This window comes from Sunxiuqinia dokdonensis (assembly GCF_001270965.1).
GTDB classification, from domain to species: Bacteria; Bacteroidota; Bacteroidia; order Bacteroidales; family Prolixibacteraceae; genus Sunxiuqinia; species Sunxiuqinia dokdonensis.
On sequence record NZ_LGIA01000176.1, the window covers coordinates 58,287 to 82,386 of the forward strand.

At 46.2% G+C, this 24,100-nt stretch carries 15 protein-coding genes; 12 read left to right on the top strand and 3 right to left on the bottom strand.

Annotation, left to right across the window (positions count from 1 at the left end; genetic code table 11):
* Positions 1–106 precede the first annotated feature (106 nt).
* The gene (gene recQ / locus NC99_RS15345) at positions 107–2,293 is read left to right on the top strand and encodes a DNA helicase RecQ (protein WP_053185503.1); all 2,187 of its coding nucleotides are present in this window, start codon (positions 107–109) and stop codon (positions 2,291–2,293) included.
* 128 nt (positions 2,294–2,421) lie between these two features.
* Here recQ and NC99_RS15350 read toward each other — a convergent pair whose 3' ends face one another.
* The 3 genes from NC99_RS15350 to ald form a co-directional block, all read right to left on the bottom strand.
* Complete coding sequence (locus NC99_RS15350; RefSeq protein ID WP_053185658.1) at positions 2,422–5,049, bottom strand: valine--tRNA ligase; 2,628 nt, start codon at positions 5,047–5,049, stop codon at positions 2,422–2,424.
* A 152-nt stretch (positions 5,050–5,201) separates the two neighbouring features.
* Positions 5,202–7,193: an HAD family hydrolase gene (locus NC99_RS15355; protein ID WP_053185506.1), complete on the bottom strand. Its 1,992-nt coding sequence runs from the start codon at positions 7,191–7,193 to the stop codon at positions 5,202–5,204.
* A 584-nt stretch (positions 7,194–7,777) separates the two neighbouring features.
* Positions 7,778–8,890 (bottom strand): alanine dehydrogenase, encoded by a 1,113-nt coding sequence (gene ald / locus NC99_RS15360; protein WP_053185509.1) that lies wholly within the window; start codon positions 8,888–8,890, stop codon positions 7,778–7,780.
* A 261-nt stretch (positions 8,891–9,151) separates the two neighbouring features.
* Between ald and NC99_RS15370 the strand changes: the two genes are divergently transcribed.
* From NC99_RS15370 to NC99_RS15425, 11 genes are all read left to right on the top strand, one after another.
* Entirely contained in the window at positions 9,152–10,357 is a 1,206-nt protein-coding gene (locus NC99_RS15370) for a pyridoxal phosphate-dependent aminotransferase (protein WP_053185516.1), read from the top strand.
* Between the two features lie 151 nt (positions 10,358–10,508).
* A complete protein-coding gene (locus NC99_RS15375; protein ID WP_053185518.1) occupies positions 10,509–12,014 on the top strand; it encodes a glutamine synthetase family protein in 1,506 nt (501 codons plus the stop codon).
* A 44-nt stretch (positions 12,015–12,058) separates the two neighbouring features.
* Positions 12,059–13,447 carry a phosphoglucosamine mutase gene (gene glmM / locus NC99_RS15380; RefSeq protein WP_053185521.1) on the top strand — a complete coding sequence of 463 codons (1,389 nt, stop codon included), beginning with the start codon at positions 12,059–12,061 and terminating at the stop codon, positions 13,445–13,447.
* 508 nt (positions 13,448–13,955) lie between these two features.
* On the top strand, positions 13,956–15,365 hold the full coding sequence (locus NC99_RS15390) for an efflux RND transporter periplasmic adaptor subunit (protein WP_053185526.1): 1,410 nt from the start codon (positions 13,956–13,958) through the stop codon (positions 15,363–15,365).
* Positions 15,366–15,373: 8 nt separating this feature from the next.
* A complete protein-coding gene (locus NC99_RS15395; protein WP_053185530.1) occupies positions 15,374–16,729 on the top strand; it encodes an ABC transporter permease in 1,356 nt (451 codons plus the stop codon).
* Positions 16,730–16,748: 19 nt separating this feature from the next.
* Entirely contained in the window at positions 16,749–18,236 is a 1,488-nt protein-coding gene (locus NC99_RS15400) for a TolC family protein (RefSeq protein ID WP_053185533.1), read from the top strand.
* A gap of 5 nt (positions 18,237–18,241) precedes the next feature.
* Positions 18,242–19,474, top strand: coding sequence for an efflux RND transporter periplasmic adaptor subunit (locus NC99_RS15405; protein WP_053185536.1), 1,233 nt, complete (start codon positions 18,242–18,244; stop codon positions 19,472–19,474).
* An 81-nt stretch (positions 19,475–19,555) separates the two neighbouring features.
* Positions 19,556–21,730: a DUF5916 domain-containing protein gene (locus NC99_RS15410; protein ID WP_053185539.1), complete on the top strand. Its 2,175-nt coding sequence runs from the start codon at positions 19,556–19,558 to the stop codon at positions 21,728–21,730.
* A gap of 371 nt (positions 21,731–22,101) precedes the next feature.
* Positions 22,102–23,028 (top strand): malate dehydrogenase, encoded by a 927-nt coding sequence (gene mdh, locus NC99_RS15415; protein WP_053185542.1) that lies wholly within the window; start codon positions 22,102–22,104, stop codon positions 23,026–23,028.
* 71 nt (positions 23,029–23,099) lie between these two features.
* A complete protein-coding gene (locus tag NC99_RS15420) occupies positions 23,100–23,534 on the top strand; it encodes an aspartyl protease family protein (RefSeq protein WP_053185545.1) in 435 nt (144 codons plus the stop codon).
* 95 nt (positions 23,535–23,629) lie between these two features.
* Positions 23,630–24,037, top strand: a complete 408-nt coding sequence (locus NC99_RS15425; RefSeq protein WP_053185548.1) for a hypothetical protein — start codon at positions 23,630–23,632, stop codon at positions 24,035–24,037.
* The last annotated feature ends 63 nt before the right edge of the window (positions 24,038–24,100 follow it).

The following is a 24,100-nucleotide window of genomic DNA, read 5'->3' on the forward strand; positions in this document are numbered from 1 at the left end:
TCTTTTTACTTTAATAAAAAGCTTGCGATTTCAATCAGATTTTATCTATCTTAGATTCTGCGATTGTGTAAAGAGAATATTTTAACGACAACAAATTCAGGCTTTAATGAATAAAGAGCTATCATTAACCGGGCAACTCCAAAAATACTTTGGTTTTGACCGGTTTAAAGGACAGCAGGAAGAGGTCATCAGGAGTGTGCTTGATGGCAACGACTCTTTTGTGTTGATGCCCACCGGGGGCGGCAAGTCATTGTGCTATCAGTTGCCGGCTTTGATTATGGAGGGGACTGCCATTGTCATATCGCCACTGATTGCCTTGATGAAAAATCAGGTCGATTCGATCCGAAGTTTTGGAACGGAAGATGGTATTGCCCATTTTTTAAATTCGTCGCTGACCAAGGTGGCGATTCAGAGTGTTAAGGAAGATGTGTTGAGTGGCAAGACCAAGCTGCTGTATGTGGCACCGGAATCTTTGACCAAGCAAGATAATATTGACTTTCTGAAGAATGTCAACATATCGTTTTATGCCATTGATGAGGCACATTGTATCTCGGAGTGGGGCCACGATTTCAGGCCCGAGTATCGGCGTATTCGCCCGATTGTTCAGGATATTGGGCCGGCGCCAATTATGGCCTTAACGGCTACGGCCACGGCCAAGGTACAGCATGATATTCAGAAAAACCTCGGCATGCTCGATGCCCGGGTGTTTAAAGCGTCGTTTAACCGGCCCAACCTGTATTATGCGGTGAAACCCAAGGTGAAACCCGAAACGCAGATCATTCGCTTTATCAAGGAAAACGAAGGCAAGTCAGGCATTATTTATTGTTTGAGCCGAAAAAAGGTGGAGGAGCTTGCCGAGGCTTTGCAGGTGAACGGAATCAAAGCGTTGGCCTATCATGCAGGTATGGACTCAGCGACCCGGTCGGGAAACCAGGATAAGTTTTTGATGGAAGACGTGGATGTGATTGTAGCGACCATCGCTTTTGGGATGGGAATTGACAAGCCCGATGTGCGTTTTGTGATGCACTACGATATTCCGAAAAGCCTGGAAGGTTACTACCAGGAAACCGGACGGGCAGGACGCGATGGCGGCGAGGGACAATGCATTGCTTTCTATTCCTACAAAGACATTCAGAAGCTGGAGAAATTTATGCAGGGCAAACCTGTGGCAGAGCAGGAAATTGGCCGGCAGTTGCTGCTGGATACCGCTTCGTATGCCGAGACGGCGATTTGTCGGCGAATTATGCTGCTCAACTATTTTGGCGAAAAACTGGAAGAGCCCTGCGGCAATTGTGACAACTGTCTCAACCCAAAAGAGCAGGTGGAGGCCAGCGATGAAGTGGTTCGCGCCCTGAAAGCCATTGCCGAAGTGAACGAAAAATACAAGGCAGAGCATATTTCTGATATTTTGACCGGAAAAGTGTCCGCTGCCGTCAAATCATTTAAGCACGATCAGCTGGCGTGTTTTGGCTCGGGCGATGACCACAGCGACCGGTTTTGGAATGCCGTCTTTCGTCAGAGTATGATTGCCGGCCTCATCAACAAGGATATCGAGAATTATGGCCTGTTGAAGATTAACGAAAAAGGGCGCCAGTTTATGGAGAAGCCGGAGTCTTTTTTGCTCGTGCGAAACCATAACTACGATGAGCTGGAAGAAGAAGCCTCATCAGCAGGAACAGGGCCGTCGGGCGGTTCGGGTGGCGACCCCGAATTGTTTGCCATGCTGAAGGATTTACGAAAAAAAGTGGCCAAAAAGCATAACTTGCCGCCATTTGTTATTTTTCAGGATCCGTCCTTGTCCGACATGTCCATCCAGTATCCGGTCAGCCTCGACGAGCTGAAGTTCATCCAGGGTGTGGGCGAAGGCAAGGCCCGCCGCTACGGAAAGGAATTTGTGGAGTTGATCAAGACCTATGTCGAAGAAAATGAAATTGAGCGGGCACAGGATCTGGTGGTCAAAACCGTGGCCAATAAGTCGAAAATGAAGGTTTTTATCATTCAAAGCATCGATCGGAAATTGTCATTTGACGATATTGCCGATTCGAAGGGCATTGAACTAAGAGACCTGATTACCGAGCTTGAAGCCATTGTTAATTCGGGAACCAAAATCAATATTGACTATTATATTGATGAGATCATTGACGAAGATCACCAGGAGGAAGTTTACGACTATTTCCGGGAAGCCGAAGATGATTCAGTGACGGCGGCACTAGACGAGTTGGGCGAAGATGAATATACGGAAGAAGACATCCGGCTGATGCGAATTAAGTTTATCTCCGAAATGGGAAACTAAGTTCAAAGCCAGCAGGATAACAAAAGAGGCTGATTCGTTTTGGATCAGCCTCTTTTTGCGCACAGCCGCCAGTAACTGCTGGCAAGCTGCGGGGTTTTATGATCAGGAAATCCCGAATTTTCAGCTGCCTACTTTAGATTGGCAATTTGCTCCGTCAGTACTTTGATTTTGGCTTCGGCATCGGCCTGCTTGGCTTTTTCCTTGGCCACCACCGCTTCGGGGGCGCCGCTGACAAAGCGCTCGTTACTCAGTTTTTTCATCACTGAATTAAGGAAGCCTTCAGTATATTTCAGCTCTTCCTCCAGTTTTTTTAGCTCTTCTTCCACGTCAATCAAGTCGCCCAAGTCGATAAAATAGCTGGATGAAAATACCCGGTAGGAAGCCGCGCCTTTCACTTCTTCGTCCACCAATTCGATAGCCGAAAGGTTCCCCATTTTAACAAGAACCGGATCGTATTTTTGGTGATATCCTTTGTCGCCGGGTTGAATTTTTAGCTCTAGCTGGTCTTTCATGGGCATGTTATTGTTTTTACGAATGGTCCGGATTCCGGCAATGGCTTCTTTCACCGACTCAAACTCATTCAGCAAAGCTTCATCCACTTCGCCAGCTTCGGGCCATTGGCTGATCATGATGCTGTCACCCGTTTTTCGTTCGCGCAGTAGCTGCCAGATTTCTTCAGAAATGAAGGGCATAAATGGATGCAACAAACGCAACACTTTGTCGAGCGCTTCCAGAACTTCTTCGTAGGTTTTTTTGTCGATGGGTTGCTGATAAGCCGGTTTCACCACTTCGAGCAGCCACGACGAAAAATCATCGCGAATGGTGGTGTAAATGGTCATCAGCGCATCCGAAATGCGAAACTTGTCGAAGTGGTCATTCATGATGGCAATTTGCTGGTTCAGCTTCTGGTTGAACCAGTCGATGGCCAGCCGCGAGTGATCGGGCTGTTTCATAAATCCGGCTACTTCCCAGCCTTGAATCAGTCGAAACGAGTTCCAGATTTTTGCGGTGAAGTTCCGTCCCTGCTCGGTTAGCGCTTCATCAAACAGCAAATCGTTTCCGGCTGGCGAGCACAGCAGCATGCCCACGCGAACGCCATCGGCTCCGTAAAGTTTGATTAAATCCAGCGGGTCGGGCGAGTTGCCAAGTGACTTGCTCATTTTGCGGCGTAGCTTGTCGCGGACGATACCGGTGAAATATACATTTTTGAATGGTTTATCCTGTCGGTATTCGTATCCGGCAATAATCATGCGGGCCACCCAGAAAAAGATGATTTCCGGAGCCGTCACCAGATCGTCGGTGGGGTAGTAGTAGTTGATGTCTTTGTTGTCGGGATCGTTGATGCCGTCAAAAACCGAGATGGGCCACAGCCATGACGAAGCCCAGGTGTCGAGTACATCTTCATCCTGTGTTAAGTCGGTCATGGTTAGTGCCGGATTACCCGATTTTTCCCGAGCAAGCGCCAAGGCTTTGTCTGCGGTTTCAGCCACCACGAAAGTTCCGTCAGCCAGGTAGTAGACCGGTATTTGGTGTCCCCACCACAGTTGTCGGCTGATGCACCAGTCTTTCACGTTGCCCATCCAGTGGCGGTACAGGTTTTTAAATTTCTTGGGGTGAAACTCCACATCGTCCGACTCCACGGCTTCGAGGGCGGGCTTGGCCAATTTTTCCATCGCCAAAAACCACTGAGCCGACAGTTTGGGTTCAATCACAACATCGGTTCGTTCCGAGTAGCCAACCTTATTTTTGTAGTCTTCCACCTTCACCAAATTGCCGGCTTCTTCCAGCATGGGGACGATTTGCTTACGTGCATCAAAACGATCTACGCCAACCAGCACTTGTGCTTTTTCGCTCAAAGTGCCATCGTCGTTGAAGGTGTCAATGGTTTCGAGATTATGGCGCATGCCGATTTCGTAGTCGTTGATGTCGTGGGCGGGCGTAATTTTCAAACAGCCGGTACCAAACTCCATGTCTACGTATTCATCCATAATAATGGGTACGCTGCGTTGTACCAATGGCACCAACACGCGTTTACCCTTGAGGTGATGAAAACGTTCATCTTCAGGGTTCACACAAACGGCGGTATCACCCAAAATGGTTTCCGGTCGTGTGGTGGCGATGGTCACAAAATCGTCTTCTCCTTCAATTTGGTAACGGACATAATAAAGTTTTGACTGCTCTTCCTTATAAATTACTTCTTCGTCCGACACGGCAGTTTTGGCCTGCGGATCCCAGTTCACCATGCGCACGCCGCGGTAAACCAGTCCTTTGTTGTACAGGTCGACAAATACTTTGAGCACTGATTCGGAGCGGGCTTCGTCCATGGTAAAGCAAGTGCGTTCCCAGTCGCAGGATGCACCGAGCTTTTTTAACTGTTCCAGAATGATTCCGCCATGCTTATCGGTCCAGTCCCAGGCATGTTTCAGAAATTCGTCGCGGGTCAAATCCTTTTTTTCAATCCCTTCGCTTTTGAGTTTGGCCACCACTTTGGCTTCGGTGGCAATGGAGGCATGGTCGGTGCCTGGCACCCAGCAGGCGTTTTTTCCGAGCATGCGTGCGCGGCGTACCAAAATATCCTGTATGGTATTGTTGAGCATGTGCCCCATGTGCAGCACCCCGGTTACATTGGGCGGTGGAATGACGATGGTGTAGGGTTCACGCTCGTCAGGCTCAGAGTGAAAATAATTTTGCTCCAGCCAATATTGGTACCACTTATCTTCAACTTCAACAGGATTATACTTGCTCGGGATTTCCATTTTGCACATTTTTTATCGAATTCTGAATTAAGGCACAAAAATATAAAAATTCCGGTAGCGCCCGTTGGTTTTTGGTTTGGTTTATCCCCGGGTGCTTCGACGCTGTGCAACCCAGCATGAAACCCTGGGGTTTGTACTTTTTCGGGCTCACGCTAAGCCAAAAGCCTAGTTTTTATTTTGCGAAACGATTGAAATAAACGAATGCCCGGTTGACCAAAAGTATAGGAAATCGAGCCTTGCCTCCAGATCAATCCGGGTGGCCTGTGAGTGGAGGTGAGTTTCGATTTGATCATTTGGACAAAGAGCAGGGGTGATATTCGTGTGATGATCTTTTCATTGTCCTTCAAATTATTTCCGACTTCAAATTTTTTAAAAATCAGGGTTTCTCTTCTTTCGGGCTTTTCGATTAAAAGGTACAACGAGTTGAGCCCACACGATGTGATTGTGGACTTGGCATTGGTCATTAGCCAGTGGAATGATCCGTATTCTTTTGAGAACAAGACAATCGTATCGTACAATTGTTTGATGTATTTTTCCGTGTAAGCATCGGAATTTTCCCGTTGATCAAACTCCGGAATAATTTTGTCGTTTGCCTTTTTATACCCAATCGTGCTGCCATGATCGGTCATGGCAAAAACCTGTTCAGCAACGGGAACAAAGCCACTACTTAATGATCGGTTAATTCTTTCAGACCAGATGGTTTCTTCCGGGTAAAATCCAGCCAAATAGTCTCCGGCCTGATTCGGTAACAGTCGTTCGGTGAACACGCCAAAATAATATCCAAATACATCGGTGCTCCCAAGTATTGCGCTGATTGATTTTTGACAAGTTCTTGTCCAGCCTAAATCGACAATCGCCAGGTTCGCGTCTTTTTCCAGCATGCCTTCCTGCTCAAAATACTGAAGCGCCAGTTCCTTTTGTTTTTTTGCTTCGATCAGGATGGCGGGCAGAACGTTTTGATGCGTCAGCAAATCAAGGAAAAGATCAACGGTTTCTGGTGTCAGTTTTTGGTCGTAGAAAGTCTGATCAATGGCGAAAGCTTCCAGCGAAGCTTCCAGCATATTTACATTGAGGTTAATGCGCCGCATCATTTGCCGGGGGCTTCGTCCAGTGGCTCCGCCCATGATCCAGCCAAATTCCTCTTTGGTTCCGTGCTCCAGGCCGGCCAAGTATAAGGTTCTGCGCGAAGCATACAAATACGAAAATTTGATATCGGGATAGCTTGGGCCTAATGTTTTGGCTATTTGCATGAAAATGCAGGCATCACGCGCTAAAAAGTACAGGTGATTGATTCCCCGTTTGTTGGCATCTTCCAAAACACCGGCAATAAAAGGCACAAACAGTGGGGCAACCACATCGGCCACCAAATCGGTGATGGCTGACTTTTTTGAGCTAAGGCGTATTGTTCGGGCAATTCCAGCCATCAGCACGCCTTGCAACGGATTGTCGGACAAGGTTGCCGATTTAAGCCATTCCAATTCGTAGCGCGAATACTCAATGTTGCTTAGGAGTTTTGTGCGAATCCCTTTGCTTTTTGGAACTTGGTGATCGTTGTTTTTGTCGTCGCCGCAATGGTGCCACGCTTTGAAATTGATTTTTTCTTGTTCTGAAATGAAATCGAATAGTTGGCCGCTTGCTTTTGTATAACCCACTTCGTTTGAAACATACAGCTTGTCGCCCTCTTTCCAGAAACCGTGCTTGATCAACAGGTTTTTGATGAACGCCGACGGTAAATACATGTCGGATATATAGATGACAGCGACACCCAGCCTGTGGAGTTGTTCAATTTCCGTTTTTGTCGAATCGATTGGTCGCAAAACCTTTTCTTCAATCTGTAACTCCAGCTGAATAAGCTTTTCGGTGCCAAATAAATCTGAAATGCCTGAATTGATCTGGCTGTAAATCTCTTGAATGGATACATCCTGTTTGGTTGAAGAACCGAAGGTCGAAACCGCTTGCTTTTCGGCACGAAGCCTGGCATTTACAAAATCATAAATAAGGGTGTCCGCTGCATCTTCGCCATACAGTTCGAGCGCCATCAAATAAAATACGACGCTTGGTTTTCCGCAGCTCCGAAGTAGGCAAGTGTCAAAAACATCAAAAGAATATCGTTTGAAGGAAGGTTTAAAAATGCTTTTGGTCATTTGAGTTTTCTATTTAGAATGGAACGTCATGATCAATTCTTGTTATTTGTTCACTATCACACATGAGCTATAACGTTTAAATCCCCGAACAGATGTTGATTAAGGTTACTGTTAACGATTTGATAAGATACCTGGCCGTACCTGATCCGCTCGGTGATTGACGAATTTCGTTTTTAGTTCGGTTTAAATGGATTTAAAAGAATGGCGGAGGGCACTTTTCACCTTTTCCGGGAAAGTGTTAGCTTTTTGTTTTTTGTCAGGCTGTCGGAGGCTCAGCAGACTTGCCTTTTGCTCGTTTCTCCGCGGCTGAGGCTCAGCCAGGCTGTCGCAGGTTGGTTTCTGCTCAGCTGAGGCTCAGCCAGGCTGTCGAGTGTTTATTTCTGCTCAGCTGAGGCTCGGCCAGGCTGTCGAGTGTTTATTTCTGCTCAGCTGAGGCTCAGCCAGGCTGTCGCACGTTTATTTCTGCTCAGCTGAGGCTCAGCCGACCTTCAAACTTTGTTTGTTGGCTGAGGCTTGTTTCGCAAAAAAAAAGGTGGTCTCGACAAGCAAGATCACCCCTTTGGAAATTATCAATCGGTTGGTTTTTACAAAACAGTGTCGACGGGTACGTACGGCAGGTCAAAGGCATCGGCCACTTCTTTGTACACAATTTTGCCTTCAACGACGTTCAGCCCTTTGCGCAAAGGAAGGTCGTCGGTACAAGCCTGCTTCCATCCTTTGTTGGCCAGTTGAATGGCATTGGGCAACGTGGCGTTGGTCAGCGCCAGGGTTGATGTGCGTGGCACGGCACCCGGCATGTTGGCCACGCAATAATGAATGACATCGTCAATCACAAAATTGGGATGATCGTGCGTCGTGGGTTTGGTGGTTTCAAAACAGCCACCCTGATCAACAGCCACATCCACCATCACGGTGCCCGGGCGCATGGTTGGAAGCATATCGCGCGTAATCAGCTTGGGGGCTTTGGCTCCCGGAATCAGCACCGCGCCAATAATTAATATATGCGACTGCACCATTTCGCGAATGTTGAATTCGTTGCTCATCATGGTTTTCACATTGGCGGGCATAATGTCGTCGAGGTAACGCAGGCGCTTCAGGCTGACATCCATAATGGTGACGTCGGCACCCAGGCCGGCCGCCATTTTTGCCGCTTCGGTTCCAACAATTCCGCCGCCAATAATGAGCACTTTGGCTGGAGTTACACCAGGCACACCGCCCAGCAATACGCCGTAGCCGCCGTAGGTTTTTTCAAGATATTTGGCGCCTTCCTGCACCGACATGCGTCCGGCTACTTCCGACATTGGAATAAGCAAAGGCAAAGAGCGGTCGTCAAGCTCCACGGTTTCGTAGGCCAGGCAAATGGCTTCGCGTTCCATCATCGCCTTGGTCAGTTCTTCCGAAGAAGCAAAATGAAAATAGGTGTAAAGAATCTGGCCTTTTTTGATGAGCGGATATTCCGAGGCAATGGGTTCTTTTACTTTTATAATCATGTCGGCAATGGCGTAAACGTCTTCAATGGCAGGAAGCATTTTGGCTCCGGCCAATCGGTAATCATCGTCTGTAAATCCGCTTCCAATACCAGCTGTGGCCTGTACATAAACCACATGTCCGCGTTTTACCATTTCGGCTGTTCCGGCAGGAGTCAACGCCACCCTGTTTTCGTTGTTCTTAATTTCTTTAGGTACACCAATTATCATCTTGTTTCGCTTTTAGTTTGAATTGCTTTGAGTTCAAAAGTAGCCGATTCGAATTTCGGAAAACATGACAAAAAACAAGAAAACAGGCTGTCTTATCGCCTTATTTACAAAAAAATAAGGCAGATTCTGTCTCTATTCAAAATGTTTGATAAAATAGTATTCATTTCGGTGTTTGAATATCAAATTACAAGCAAAAACATTGTTTTTATTTAAGATTGTTAATCGTATCTTTGCCGACCTAGCGAAAATATATTATTCAACATGCCAACAACATCAATTCGAGGAAACAGGATGCCTGATTCGCCAATCCGTAAGCTTGTACCGCTGTCGGATCGTGCTAAAGCAATGGGTAGAAAGGTGTACCATCTGAATATAGGGCAACCAGATTTGCCCACACCGCAGCGTGCTTTGGACGCCATTCGGAATATCGACCGGAAGATTCTGGAATATAGTCCCAGTGAAGGAATTTTGTCGTTGCGGCAAAAGCTGGCGGAATACTATCACAAGTACAGCATTTATGTTGATGTAGATGATATTATTGTGACCGCCGGAGGTAGTGAAGCGGTTACTTTCGCGTTTATGTCATGCCTTGATCCGGGCGATGAAATTATTGTTCCGGAGCCGGCCTACGCCAATTACGAAGCATTTGCCATTGTTGCAGGCGCTGTCATCAAGTCAATCCCGGCAAAGATTGAAGAGGGGTTTGCCCTGCCGCCCTTTGAAGAATTTGAGAAGCTGATCACCCCGAAAACCAAGGGGATCATGATCTGCAATCCGAATAATCCAACGGGCTATTTGTACACCCAGGAAGAGATGAAGAAGATTCGCGACCTGGTGAAAAAATACGATTTATACTTGTTTTCCGACGAGGTTTATCGCGAGTTTTGCTATACCGGCGCACCTTACATTTCGGCTTTTCATCTCGAAGGAATTGAGCAAAATGTGATTCTGATCGACTCGGTTTCGAAACGTTACAGTGAATGTGGCTTGCGAATTGGTGCCTTGATTACCAAGAATAAAGCGGTTCGCAAAAACGTAATGAAGTTTTGTCAGGCACGCTTAAGCCCGCCGCTGATTGGGCAAATTGCAGCCGAAGCTTCGCTGGAACAAACCGAGGAGTATCTGTTGAACTCGTACAACGAATACGTGAGTCGGCGAAATTTCCTGATTGACGGGCTGAACAGGATTCATGGGGTTTATTCGCCCATTCCGATGGGAGCGTTTTATACGGTGGCGCAACTGCCGGTTGATGATGCCGATGAGTTTTGCTCCTGGCTACTCAGCGATTTCGAATATGAAAATCAAACCATTTTTATGGCGCCGGCATCGGGTTTTTATACCACGCCTGGCCAGGGAAAAGACCAGGTTCGGATTGCCTATGTGCTGAACAAGACAGACTTGGGAAAAGCTCTGAAAGTGTTGGAAGAGGCACTGAAGGTTTATCCGGGAAGCACGCTCAGGCGTTAGGGCGCAGGCGCATCGGCGGGATCTGATTTGTTTCGATCTAAAGTTTGAATTCTGATGATGGGAATTGGCAGACTTTTGCCGCGTTGAATTTACCCTGTTCCTTTTTATTTCCAATTGGCATGACTATTTTTAGGGCTTAATTCGAAAATGTATGCCTTCAATTCAGAATAATCCAAACTTGTTGGTTCAGTATCTTCAAAAACCAGCATCCGAGTTCACCAAGGAAGACCTGATTCGCTACATTGCAGAGCGGGAGATTGAAATGGTCAATTTTCGGTATGCTGCAGAAGATGGCAAGCTGAAAACCATCAACTTTAAGGTGACCGGACACGATGAATTGGACATGATTCTGGCTACTGGTGAGCGGGTTGACGGAAGCAGTATCTTCTCCTTTCTCGAAGCCGACTCGAGCGATCTTTATCTTGTTCCGCGTTACAAAACAGCCTTTCTGAATCCGTTTGCCAGCATTCCTTCCGTCGATATTTTGTGTTCCTTTTATAACCAGAATGGTGAGCCACTGGAAAGTTCGCCGGAGAATATTTTGAGGAAAGCTCAAAAGCAGTTTTTTAAGGAAACTGGCATGAAACTCAAAATGATGGGCGAACTGGAGTTTTATGTGGTGAGTGAGGCCACAGAAGCCGACGATTTTTCGGAAAACGGATACCAAAGTGCCGAGCCATTTACCCGTCATGAGAATCTTCGGGTGGAAGCCATAAAATTAATCGCGCAATGTGGTGGCATGGTGCGTTTCGGACATGCTGAAAACGGTCGTTTTTCGCAGCATGGCAAGTACTTCGAGCAGCATGAAATTGAGTTTGCACCGGTTGATCCTGAAGATGCCGCCGACCAGCTAATCATTGCCAAGTGGATTCTTCGAATGCTTGGCTTGAAGTACAAAGTCAATGTGACCTTCATTCCCAAAATATCGCTTAACCAGCCTGGAAGCGGCATGCATATTCATTTTGTAGCCGAACAGGGTGGTAAAAACTGTCTGGTCGAAAATGGTGAATTAACATCGACCAGCTTGCGAATGATTGCCGGCGTTTTGGAGCTGGCACCAGCCTTGACGGCGTTTGGCAATCCAACGCCTGTTTCGTATCTGCGTTTTATGCCCGGACAAAATGTGCCCTCACATATTTGCTGGGGAAAGCAGAACCGATCAACTTTAATTCGCGTGCCTTTGGCCTGGAGCAGTAACATTCCTTTCGGGGCAATACTGAATAACCAGGAGCAGGCAAAAATCGACTACACGTTCAGGCAAACTATTGAGTATCGTGGTTTCGACGGATCGGCCAACCCCTATCTGTTGTCGGCAGCCTTGATTGTCGGTTTTATGAAGGGGCTTTCAGACCACGAAGCAGTCAAAAAATCGGACGAGTATTTTTGTGCAGGTAATCTGTTTTTGCACAATCAGCAAACGGAATCCAATGAGAAGCAATTTAACCTGTTGCCCATGTCGTGTCGCGAATCGGCTGATACGCTTGAGAGATTTCGGGAAGATTTTGAGACGAACCAGATTTTTCCGAAGTCAATTATCAATCACACCATTTTAAAGTTGCGTTCGTTCAACGACAAGGAGTTGAGTGAAAACTTGAAAACCTATGGCGAAAACCAGGATTTGCTCGATCTGATTGATGAGTATTTGAACAACATGTAAATAAGTAATATATAACGCATCATCTCATAGTAAATAAATAGAATATGACACTTATAAAATCCATTTCAGGAATCAGAGGAACCATTGGTGGAAAGCCAGGAGACGGACTCAGTCCGCTCGATGTCGTAAAATTTACAGCTTCGTACGCACGCTGGGCCATTGAAAACACGGGCAAAGATAATCCCACGGTCGTTGTGGGACGCGATGCCCGTATCTCGGGAGCGATGGTCGAGTCGTTGGTGTGCGCCACGCTTTGCGGCATGGGTTGCGATGTGGTTAACATTGGGCTGGCTACCACGCCTACAACCGAGCTGGCAGTAGTGAAGGAAAAAGCTGATGGCGGAATCATTCTGACAGCCAGCCACAATCCGGCCCAGTGGAATGCGCTGAAATTGCTGAATGGCAAAGGCGAATTTTTATCGGCCGACGAAGGGGCTAAAATTCTGGCTTTTGCCGAAGCAGAGGATTTTGTTTTCGCTGATGTTTTCGACTTGGGAGCCATTTCCGAAAAGGATTATTTGCAGGCACACATCGACCATGTGCTGAATTTGGAATTGGTGGACGTGGAAGCCATTTCGAAAGCCAATTTTAAAGTGGCTTTTGATGCTGTTAATTCGGTTGGCGGAATCGCGATCCCTGCCTTGTTGCAAGCGCTTGGAGTTAAAAGTATTCTTCCAATTAACGAAGAACCAAGCGGACATTTTGCACACACGCCTGAGCCGCTGCCCGAGAACCTGGTTGAAACCTGCCAGCTGGTAAAAGACAACGAGGTGGACGTTTGCTTTGTGGTTGATCCGGATGTTGACCGCCTGTCGATTATCTGCGAAGATGGCAGCATGTTTAATGAAGAATACACCTTGGTGGCCGTGGCTGATTACATTTTGGGTAACACGTCGGGCAATACCGTATCGAATTTGTCGTCGACCAGGGCTCTGCGCGATGTGACCGAAAAACACGGTGGAAGCTATACGGCCTCAGCAGTTGGCGAGGTGAATGTGACCACCCAAATGAAAGCGACCAATGCCGTGATTGGCGGCGAAGGCAATGGGGGCGTAATTTATCCTGCTTCGCATTACGGACGCGACGCGCTGGTTGGAATGGCCCTTTTTCTGACGCATCTGGCCAAATCGGGCAAAACCTGTACGGAACTGCGCAGAACCTACCCGAGCTATTTCATCTCAAAAAATAAGATCGAATTAACCCCTGAAATTGATGTGGACGAGGTGTTGGTGCAGATGAAAGAAAAATATAAGCACGAAAATGTCAATGACATCGATGGGGTGAAAATTGATTTTGAAAACGAGTGGGTTCATCTCCGCAAGTCTAATACCGAGCCGATTATCCGAATTTATGCCGAAGCTAAGAATGCCAATTTGTCCCAGAAATTAGCCGAAAAAATAATCGCTGAAATAAAAGAAATCACATCCAATTAAACCAAGGCTTCCGGGCTCAGTCTATGTTTAAGAACACAAATTTTTGTGTTCTTAAACTTTTATGCGGTAGCCGATACGGGAAATTGCAACAAACAAAATCTTGTGTGGGCCGTTATTTTCGAACGTTTTCACAATATAAAAGCACTTCTGTTCTTTTTGATTGTGAAAATTTGTTCGAAAAAAATAGTCGTTGCTTATGATTGCTGGCACAAATATTGTTAAGCTGGCCACGGACTGAAAGTTGAGTTTATGGCAACTGGAGGCATTTGCGTATTGAACGGACTTGGTTCTTCCGAGTCTGGAATTCAATCTAAACCGGATAGGATCTTTGAAGATACTGATGTCAAGAAATCCAATCATAGAGCCGACTTATTGCAGTCATGAAAAGAACAGCGAAAATCAAATGCCTGGAGTCGAATTCCCGTTGTGGGCATTCATTTTTTGTTGAACGATGAAAAGCAAACCAGATGACGAAAATTGTACAGAAATAAAATGAAATAATTGACAGATGAAAAACAGAAAGACACTACTCATTGCTCTCGTTCCACTTTTATTAATCGCCGGCTATCTGATCTTGCAGGGAAGCGATCAGGCGGTTACCGATATTACCGTGAAAGTTGAACGGGGACCATTTGAAATTCAGATTTATTCTTCAGGAGAACTGGAGTCAGAAAAATCTGAAAATATTACCATTCCAGAGAAAATGAATGACCGCAATTTACGGATTTATGAATTGACAATCACCGATCTGATTGATGAAGGGACTTATGTCGATTCAGGCGATTATGTCGGCACGTTGGACCACAAAGCGGTGGAAGAAGCAATTAAAAGCACCCAGGATGAGCTGGAAAGTGAGTTGACTGAATTACAGGATGCCAAGATTGATTCGAATCTCAATTTGAGTAACCAGCGCGATGTTATTATCAATGCTCAACTTGATCTGGAAGAGAAGAAGATTGTGACGGAAGAGTCGATTTACGAGTCTCCTTCCGTTCAGAAAAAAGCGCAGATGGATTATGACAAGGCGCTGCGTAAATATGAGCAGGAAAAGAACGCTTACCGCTTAAAGCGTGAGCAGGAGGAAAACCGCGTAACCCGACGGTTTATCGACTATCGGCAAACCGAAGACCGCTTGAGACAACTTCAGGAACTGTACAATACCCTCGAAATTTATGCTCCCAAAGCGGGATTACTCACCTATTACAAACAGGGCTATGGCGGGGCAACCAAGGTTGGCTCGCGGGTAACCATGTGGAACCCGGTTATCGCCACCATTCCTGATATGACCAACTTGATATCCAGAACATTTATTAACGAAATCGACATCTCGAAAGTAAAAGTTGGATTGCCGGTAAAGGTTGGTGTTGATGCTTTTCCAGACAAGGAGCTGGCCGGAGAAGTCATTTCAATGGCCAATGTAGGTCAAAACATGCCCAACAGCGATGCCAAGGTTTTCGAAGTAAAAATAAAGATTTTTGATATCGATCCTGACTTGCGACCAGCCATGACGACCAGCAACATTATTCAGGCGGTAACCCTGCAAGATACCTTGTATGTCCCCCTGGAATCGGTTTTTTCAAACGACAGTTTACAATATGTCTACAAGTCGAACAGAGGAAATCTTGTTAAACAAATTGTTTCGCTGGGCGATGCCAATGAAAATTATGTGCTGATAAGGGACGGTCTTTCCGAAGGCGATGAAGTTTTCCTTTCGTCGCCCGACGAAACCGACGATTTGAGCTACGAAGGACTTGAAATTTACACACAGTTGCTGAAAGAAAAGGAAGAGCGCGAAGCTGCTGAGAAAAAAGCAAAAGAGGCATTCGACAAAGAGGCGAGGAAAAATTCAGCTCCGATGGGTGATCCATCAGGACAGATGAGGGGCATGCAAAATCAGTCAACTTCAACCAGAAATTAGTCAGAATTATGTGGATCGAACGATATTTTCACGATGTAATCATAGGAATTCAAGCCATTTTCGACAACCGCTTAAAGTCAATGCTGACCGCACTGGGGATCATTTTTGGCGTTGCGGCGGTTATTAGCATGATGGCCATTGGAAATGGAGCTGAGCAGGAGATTTTGGAGCAGATTAAAATGGTTGGTGTTAACAACATTGTGGTTACACCAACCGCTGTGAGCGTTGACGGAAAGGATTCAGGCAGCGATCAGGACGGCGCTTCGGCCCGGTCAAAGTTCAGCAAAGGGCTGAGCTTGCTCGACGCGGAAGCCATTGCCAAGGTCATTCCGGCCGTCGACAAAGTCAGCCCGGTGATTTCATTTAACTATTCGGCCATTCTGAATGGCAGAAGTAATCCGGTAGTTCTCGAAGGCGTGGATGCCAGCTATTTCGACGTGTTTAGCATCAACCTGCAAGACGGAGAGGTTTTTAATGAATCGCAAAGCACTTTGGGCCAGCCGGTTTGTATTATTGGCGATAACATTCGCAATGTCTTTTTCAATCAGGAAGACCCCATTGGAAAAAGCATCAAGTGCGGGCAAGTTTGGCTGAAGGTGATTGGCGTTGTCGAAAAACGTGACTTCACAAGTTCGGCTTCCGACGAAATGGGAATCAGCAGTTCGGATAACAAGATTTTTGTACCGGTGCAAACCGTGTTGCTACGATTTAAAAACCGGGCACTCATTCGAGCCGATGAGGTGGAAATGGCCAATTCGCGCCAGGAAAATGGGAACAGTACCGGTGTGGTGCCAGTCATGGATCAGGATAAAAATCTGAACCAGCTCAGTAAGATCATCATTCAGGTGAAGGAAACCGAGCAACTAAGCGCAACGGCCAATGTTGTAAAACGGATGTTATACCGTCGCCATTCACAAATGTATGATTTTGAAGTGACGATTCCTGAGTTGTTGTTGAAGCAGCAACAACGCACCAAAAATATTTTTAATGTTGTACTGGGAGCCATCGCAGGCATTTCGCTGATTGTTGGTGGTATTGGAATCATGAATATTATGCTGGCTTCGGTGATGGAACGAATTCGAGAGATTGGAACGCGACAAGCCATTGGTGCATCTCAAAAAGATATTATTGTCCAGTTTTTATCCGAATCAACCCTGATTAGTGTGTTCGGCGGCATTATCGGAATTATTTTGGGCGTGGCCCTGTCCATGATTATTACGGCGGTTTTCGAAATAAAAACCATCGTGTCCTTCTTCAGCGTCTTCATTGCCTTTGGGGTTTCGGCCGCCGTAGGAATTATTTTTGGTTATTTGCCGGCCAAGCAGGCTGCAGAAAAAGACCCGGTAGAATCACTTCGATATTAACCTGAAACCATCACGTAAAATGAAATCCAAATATTTACACGTAACCATTCTTTTCTTCTTTCTATCTTTTTTTTCCGAGGCACAGGAACAACACCTGAAGCTATCATTGGATGATGTTATTGAACTGGCCTCGCAACAGTCGCTGGATGCTTTCAGGAATGAAAATATGTTCCGGGCCAGCTATTGGGAATATCGTTATTTCAAGGCCGACCGGCTTCCCAGCCTCTCACTCGATGCCACACCGCTCGATTTTAATCGCTACCGGTCGCGCGAATATAACTTTCAAACCAACGAAGAAGAATACGTTCAGCGGGAGTACCTGAATTCTGATTTTGGTTTGGCACTCAATCAGAATGTGGCGTTAACAGGAGGAAGCCTGTTTTTGCGCTCTGATTTGGGTATCGTTAAGAACCTGGGCGACGGACAGAAAGACTCTTACCAATCCACGCCAATCAGCATTGGCTACCGGCAGGATTTGAATGGTTACAACCGGTTAAAGTGGCAGGCCAAAATTGAACCGCTGAAATACGAAAAAGCCAAAAAGGTTTTTATTGAATCGCGGGAAGAACTGGCGATCAAAGCCAATCAGCGTTTTTTTAGTTTGGTTTCCGCCGAAATTAATTTGTCGATTGCTGAGAATAACAAAGCCAGCGCCGACACTTTATACAAAATTGGGCGCGGACGTTTCCAGGTGGGAACGGTGACGCAGGACGAATTGCTAAACCTGCAACTTAGTCAACTGAAAGCCGAACAGGCCTTAAACACGACCAAGTTGGAATTGTTGCGGGCGCAGGCCGATTTAAATTCCTTTTTGGGATTGGATAAAAACACGAAGATTTCGTGCATAGTGCCCAGCGAGATTCCCAAACTTGAAGTTCAGGCGGGAGATGCTATTTCTGAAGCACTGGCCAACAATCCTGAAATTCTCGATCAAAAACAACGGCTGTTGCAGGAAGACCAGCGCGTGGCGCAGGCCAAGTCGGAAACCGGTTTGAATACCAGTATTTTTGCTTCTTACGGATTGGACCAATCGTCCAATGAATTTGAAAATGTTTACGACAACCCCGGGAAAAGTCAGCGTGTGCGCTTGGGGGTTAGTGTTCCAATCATCGATTGGGGACGTCGCAAAGGACGTTACCAAATGGCCGAGTACAGCCGTGAAGTGGTAAAAGCTACGGTGAGGCAGGCTCGCATTGATTTTGAACAGGAAATTGCGCAAACGGTCATGGAGTTTAACCTGCAAGGCGCCCAGGTGCGAAATGCCGCCTTGGCCGACACCGTGGCTCAGCAAGGTTTCGAAGTCACTTTCCAACGTTTTCTGATTGGAAAAGTGGATGTGATTAACCTAAACCAGGCCCGCAATGACCGCGAACAGGCCCGCAAAGATTATATTCTGGCACTCAGTGCCTACTGGCGTTATTATTACACCATCAGGCGACTGACGCTGTTCGATTTTGCTCAAGGAGCAGCATTGACTGAAGAGTACGAACAAATTCTGGAAAACTAAAGGGAATGAAGAAGAATAAGAAACTGTTGATTTGGGGAGTTCCTTCCCTGCTTATTTTAGCCATCATTTTGTTTTTCCTGGTGGATGGGGGAGTTGTTGCCGGAGGAAAAACCTATGTGGTTAAACGAGGCAAGTTGGATGCTGTGATTGAGAGCGTGGGCGAAGTGAAAGGAGAAAAAGCCACAGAAATTAATCTCCCACTGGTTATTCGTGATCGTGACCTCCGCGTTTATCAAATCAAAATTGTCGATATGGTTGAAGAGGGCAAAATTGTCAAAAAAGGTGATTATATTGCCCAGCTTGATCAAACCGAAATTTCAAACCGCTTGCGTGACCGCATGCAGGAGAAAGAAAAACGAGATGCCGATTTGAAAAATGCCCGGATTGACAGTACAGTTAGACTAACTCAGCTGCGTCAAGAGATCGCCAATGCAGTCCTTGATCTGGAATACAACAAAATTGATCTGGAACAATCTCAATACGAGTCGGAAGCCTATCAGCGTAAAACCCAGATGGCCTACCAAAAAGCCGAGATTCAAGTCGAAAAAAAGCGACGCGACTATTTGCTGGAGCAAAATCGCTGGAAAATGCGGGTGCTCCGAGATGAACGTCGGCTGGAGTGGTTGGACGACCTGATTGCGCGGTATGAAGAGGCGATCGCGGCCACCCGGATCACGACCCCGGAAGATGGCATTGTGATGTTTGGGAAGAACTGGAATGGAAGCAAATATTCCAAAGATGATGAAATAAGCATTTGGCGCCCGCTTATTGCCACACTGCCCGATATGTCGTCCGTAATCTCGGAGACCTATGTCAAAGAAATTGATATTTCGAAACTTAGCAAAGGCGACAGCGTGAATATTACGATTGAAGCCCTGCCCAATAAATCCTATTCCGGAGAAGTAAACTACATCGCTGCCATTGGCGAAGATCACCCCGGTTTTGAGATGAAAGTGTTTAAAGTGATTGTTCGTTTTCATGACAGTGACGACGCTTTAAAGCCGGGCATGACTTGCATAAATCATATCGTCTTTGATCATTATCGAGATCATCCTCTGATCCCGGTTGATGCGGTTTACCGCGATAGCATTCAGAGCATTGTCTATCTCAAAAGTGGTGGTGAAGTTATAAAACAACCCGTCGAGCTTGGTGCTGAGAATAAGGGAATGACCGTTGTTTTGGATGGCTTGCAGGAAGGCGACCGGATTTTGATGAATCCACCGGAAGACATGCTTTAGCGTGACTGGCCTTCCGAAAGCGTCATGTGTTTGGTTTTTTGTACTTTTGTTCGCCTAAGCTAACAACCATTAAATCAAACAATGAAAAACCTTTTTCTGCTAATGGCATTCGTGCTTGTTCTGGCCGGTGCGGTGTCCGGCATGGAAAACCATCAGCCCGACAGCGTGCAACAAACTTTTAACAAAGATTTTGTTCTTCATGTAAAAAAGACCACCGGCCCGATTCATATTGACGGAAAGCTGGATGAACCGGATTGGGTCCGGGCTGAAAAAGCCAATAACTTTTTTCGGGTTCTTCCGGTTGATACCGGGCTGGCCGATGCCAAAAGCGAAGTGGTCATGACCTACAATGATCAGGCGTTTTATTTGGCATTTACCTTTTTCGATTCTAGTCCAGGCAAGCGCATCATGGAATCATTCCGTCGCGATTTTGTCTTCGGAAATAATGACAATTTCCTGGTTTTTTTTGATACGTTTCTGGATCAAACCAATGGGTTTTCCTTCGGCACTTCGGCGTCGGGTGCCAAGTGGGACGGAATCATGCATGATGGAAGCGCCGTTAACCTAAACTGGGACTGCAAATGGGAGTCGAAAACCGTGCATTACGACGACCGCTGGGTGACCGAAATGCGCATCCCATTCCGATCCATTCGCTTTAAATCGGGTACCGATCGTTGGTATGTCAACTTTAGCCGGCTGGATCTGAAAATGAATGAAAAATCTTCCTGGGCTCCGGTTCCACGACAGTTTCCTACGGCTTCGCTGGCCTATACCGGCGTGTTGGACTGGGAAGAACCGCTTCCGAAGTCAAAAACCATGTTTTCGCTCATTCCCTACGTTTACGGCTCGGTGGCTAAAAATTATGAGGCCGGAAGCAAGACGGATTACCAAAAAGATGTGGGCTTCGATGCAAAAATTGGAGTCACCACTTCGATGAATTTGGATTTGACTTACAATCCGGATTTTGCGCAGGCCGAGGTCGACCAACAGGTCACCAACCTGGATCGTTTCGAATTACTGTTTCCGGAGAAAAGGCAGTTTTTTCTGGAGAATTCCGACTTGTTTGCCGGCTTTGGCTACGATGTGGTGACACCGTTTTTCTCCCGCCGTATTGGGCTCGATGCGCCTGTGCTTTTTGGCGCGAGGCTGAGCGGAAAGCTGAACAACAACTGGCGGCTGGGCCTGATGGACATGCAAACGGAAAAAACCGCCGATTTGCCTGGCCGGAACTTTGCCGTAGCTTCGGTACAACGGAAGCTGTTTGCCCGATCAAGTGCCGGATTGATTGTGGTGAATAAGGAAAATATTGACGAGCCCGGCGGTGCGCAGGATTTTAACCGGGTGCTTGGGCTTGACTACAACCTGGCTTCGAGCAATAATGCGTGGAATGGCAAATTTTTCTATCACCACTCTTTTGATGAAGACGAGCACGAAGGCGGGCAGTACGCACAGGGAGCTCACCTGGAATACAAAACGCGGAATATTGGTATCTCCTTTGCTCAAACCAGTGTGGGAACGGACTACAACGCCGAGGTTGGGTTTGTGCGTCGCAAGGGCTATAACTTTTTGGGGCCATCGTTCAGCTACACCTGGGTGCCGAACAAAAAGATTGTAGCGCATGGTGTTTTTGCTGAGAGTGAAAACTTTTACGATACCGAGTTCCGCAAAATCGATCATGAGCAAACCGTGGGGTACAATTTTGAGTTCAAAAGCAGGGCAACGGCCCAAATCGGATGGCTCGATTTTTATGTCCATCTGCTGGAAGATTTTGATCCGACCCATAAGAACGATGTCTATTTGCCGGCGGGTTCGGAATACCGCTATGGTGGTGCGTGGGTTGAATATGCGTCGGATAACCGAAAGAATCTGAAATGGTCGGGGAGTTACACCAAAGGAACTTTTTACAATGGGCACATCGATTTGGTGGAAGGCATGTTGGGCTATCGATTTCAACCCTATGTCAATTTTACCCTGAATATGAGCTACAACAGCATTCGCCTGCCACAGCCGTTTGAAACAACCGACCTCTGGCTTATTGGCCCCAAAATGGACATCACGTTTTCAGACAAAGTATTTCTTTCAACCTTTGTTCAGTACAATGAGCAAATTGATAACATGAATGTCAATTTACGCTTTCAGTGGCGTTATGCACCGGTTTCTGATTTTTTTGTGGTTTATACGGATAATTATTTTACCGGCGACTGGGCATCGCGAAACCGGGCACTGGTCGTAAAACTTTCGTACTGGCTCAACTAGGGGCGTTGGCCGGTTGATTCGAAAGAATGTATTCGAGCCTGACCTAAACCATCCGCTGCCCTGCGCGAATCAAACGTTTAAAAATGGGCAGGGTCGGCTCGTTTGTGACAAGCACATTCAAAATGGTCATGGGCTATTCTTTTGATGTAGGATTCAGAATTTTTGAAATTGATTTGGATACCTGGATGTGCTGGAAATAGATGATCGTTATGCGAATACCCGGCTACTCAAAATCTGCAATTTCAAGACTTAAAACCCGGTACAAACCAGTTATTAAATTGTTAAGGCGGTTCAATAATTTTAGGCATTTTGAAAATACATTTTATCTTTGTCAACGTTTACAATTTTTAATAAAACCAAAAAATAAAATTATGAAAGTAACAGTTGTTGGTGCAGGTGCTGTAGGTGCTAGTTGTGCTGAATATATTGCAGTTAAAGATTTCGCGGACGAGATTGTCTTGGTTGACATCAAAGAGGGATTTGCGGAGGGCAAAGCCATGGACTTGATGCAAACAGCATCGTTAAATGGTTTCGATTCAACCATTACCGGAACAACAAACGATTATTCAAAAACAGCAGGCAGCGATGTGGCCGTGATTACCAGTGGTATTCCACGTAAGCCAGGAATGACGCGGGAAGAGTTAATTGGAATCAATGCAGGCATTGTGAAAACCGTTGCCACAAGCATCATCGAACATTCTCCCAACGTGATTATCATTGTGGTAAGTAACCCGATGGATACCATGGCTTACCTGGCGCACAAAGCAACTGGTCTTCCAAAAAATCGAATCATTGGCATGGGTGGAGCCTTGGATAGTGCTCGCTTTAAGTATCGTCTGGCTGAAGCCTTGGATTGCCCGCAGTCTGATGTAGAAGGCATGGTGATCGGTGGTCACTCGGACACCGGTATGGTTCCGTTAATTGAAAAAGCAGTGCGCAACAGCGTTCCTGTTTCCGAATTTTTGTCAGAAGAAAAAATGAGCGAAGTTGTTGAGGCAACAAAAGTAGGTGGCGCTACCCTGACCAAATTGCTGGGAACCAGTGCGTGGTATGCCCCGGGTGCGGCTGTTTCTGAATTGGTGAAAGCCATCGCACTGGATTCTAAAAAGATGTTCCCTTGTTCAGCTCTATTGGAAGGTGAATACGGATTGAATGACATCTCTTTGGGTGTTCCTTGTGTGTTGGGTAAAAACGGAATTGAAAAAATCGTTGAGATTTCGCTTTCTGATGCAGAAAAAGCAAAACTGGCTGCCAGTGCCGAAGGTGTTAAGGCGGTCAATGACCTGTTGGAAGTGTAATAGTTCAATAGTTCGGAGTTAAACACTATATTTAATGCCTCTGCAAGTGCAGGGGCATTTTTTTATTCTATATGGCAAAAATACCGGTCGAATTAATTGAGTTGGAGCATCATAATTACCACTTGTTGGTGCAGGGTAAGTTTGAAGATGGCGAAAAAGGATACTGGATTATCGATACGGGCGCGTCGAAAACCGTGTTTGATAAAAAGCTGGAGCAATATTATACGCTTGTTGAGCCCGCAAGCGACGAAGAATATCAAAGTGCCGGAATCAGTGAGGGCATGGTGGAAACAGGTGTGGGTGAACTGCAGGCGATGGCATTTGGAAAACTGAAAATCAAAGCGCAAAAAGTGGCACTGATTAACCTGGAACATGTCAACGAAATTTACCGGAAATACCGCGACGTTCGTATTTGCGGATTACTGGGAAGCGATTTGCTGAAAAAGTACCAGTGCGTGATCGACTACAAATACGAAACAATTTCATTTTCAAGACCCCGGAAGTAATATCAGCTGTTTTAAAATACCCCGTTGTTTTCGGGTGAAATTTCATGTTCGTTTCACAAAAATGAATATATTTGCGACCTGTTGATTAAAAACGGGTGAAAAGAAAGATTAACATATCAAAAAAAATAGCTTGGCGCTTGCTGACTTTTATCGTCTTAGTGGCCGGTGCGGTGGTTGTTGATAGTTTGCACGATCAACTTCCGGAACAATTGGTTAAAAACCAGCAGGATGCGTCGGAGCCGCAGTTTGATATTTCACAGGTTTTCTTTTGTAACCCGGCCAGCAGCTTCAAAATCAGAACAGGTTGCGATCGACTGTTTTCCAAAATCTTATTCACCATTGGGCAGGATAAATTTTTGACTGCCTTTCATAACCAAAAAGCATTTCATTTGCTTAAAGCGGACGCGTTGAAAGTACCTTTGCCGCAAAATCTCACGGTTCATTTTCGAAAATTCATGATTTGTCATCATTCCAGTTCCGATGACAATGCCCCGTTATCCTAAGCTTTATTCGAATTTTTCAATTCGTTTAAGGTCACTTGTGGCAGCCGGTCCCGGCCCGAATTT

Excerpts from the sequence above, each read along its gene's own strand:
- NC99_RS15355 (WP_053185506.1), bottom strand. The coding sequence starts at position 7,193 with ATGACCAAAAGCATTTTTAAACCTTCCTTCAAACGATATTCTTTTGAT.
- NC99_RS15410 (WP_053185539.1), top strand. The coding sequence starts at position 19,556 with ATGAAAAACCTTTTTCTGCTAATGGCATTCGTGCTTGTTCTGGCCGGT.
- NC99_RS15405 (WP_053185536.1), top strand. The coding sequence starts at position 18,242 with ATGAAGAAGAATAAGAAACTGTTGATTTGGGGAGTTCCTTCCCTGCTT.
- NC99_RS15400 (WP_053185533.1), top strand. The coding sequence starts at position 16,749 with ATGAAATCCAAATATTTACACGTAACCATTCTTTTCTTCTTTCTATCT.
- NC99_RS15395 (WP_053185530.1), top strand. The coding sequence starts at position 15,374 with ATGTGGATCGAACGATATTTTCACGATGTAATCATAGGAATTCAAGCC.
- glmM (WP_053185521.1), top strand. The coding sequence starts at position 12,059 with ATGACACTTATAAAATCCATTTCAGGAATCAGAGGAACCATTGGTGGA.
- NC99_RS15375 (WP_053185518.1), top strand. The coding sequence starts at position 10,509 with ATGCCTTCAATTCAGAATAATCCAAACTTGTTGGTTCAGTATCTTCAA.
- mdh (WP_053185542.1), top strand. The coding sequence starts at position 22,102 with ATGAAAGTAACAGTTGTTGGTGCAGGTGCTGTAGGTGCTAGTTGTGCT.
- recQ (WP_053185503.1), top strand. The coding sequence starts at position 107 with ATGAATAAAGAGCTATCATTAACCGGGCAACTCCAAAAATACTTTGGT.
- NC99_RS15350 (WP_053185658.1), bottom strand. The coding sequence starts at position 5,049 with ATGGAAATCCCGAGCAAGTATAATCCTGTTGAAGTTGAAGATAAGTGG.
- NC99_RS15370 (WP_053185516.1), top strand. The coding sequence starts at position 9,152 with ATGCCAACAACATCAATTCGAGGAAACAGGATGCCTGATTCGCCAATC.
- ald (WP_053185509.1), bottom strand. The coding sequence starts at position 8,890 with ATGATAATTGGTGTACCTAAAGAAATTAAGAACAACGAAAACAGGGTG.
- NC99_RS15420 (WP_053185545.1), top strand. The coding sequence starts at position 23,100 with ATGGCAAAAATACCGGTCGAATTAATTGAGTTGGAGCATCATAATTAC.
- NC99_RS15390 (WP_053185526.1), top strand. The coding sequence starts at position 13,956 with ATGAAAAACAGAAAGACACTACTCATTGCTCTCGTTCCACTTTTATTA.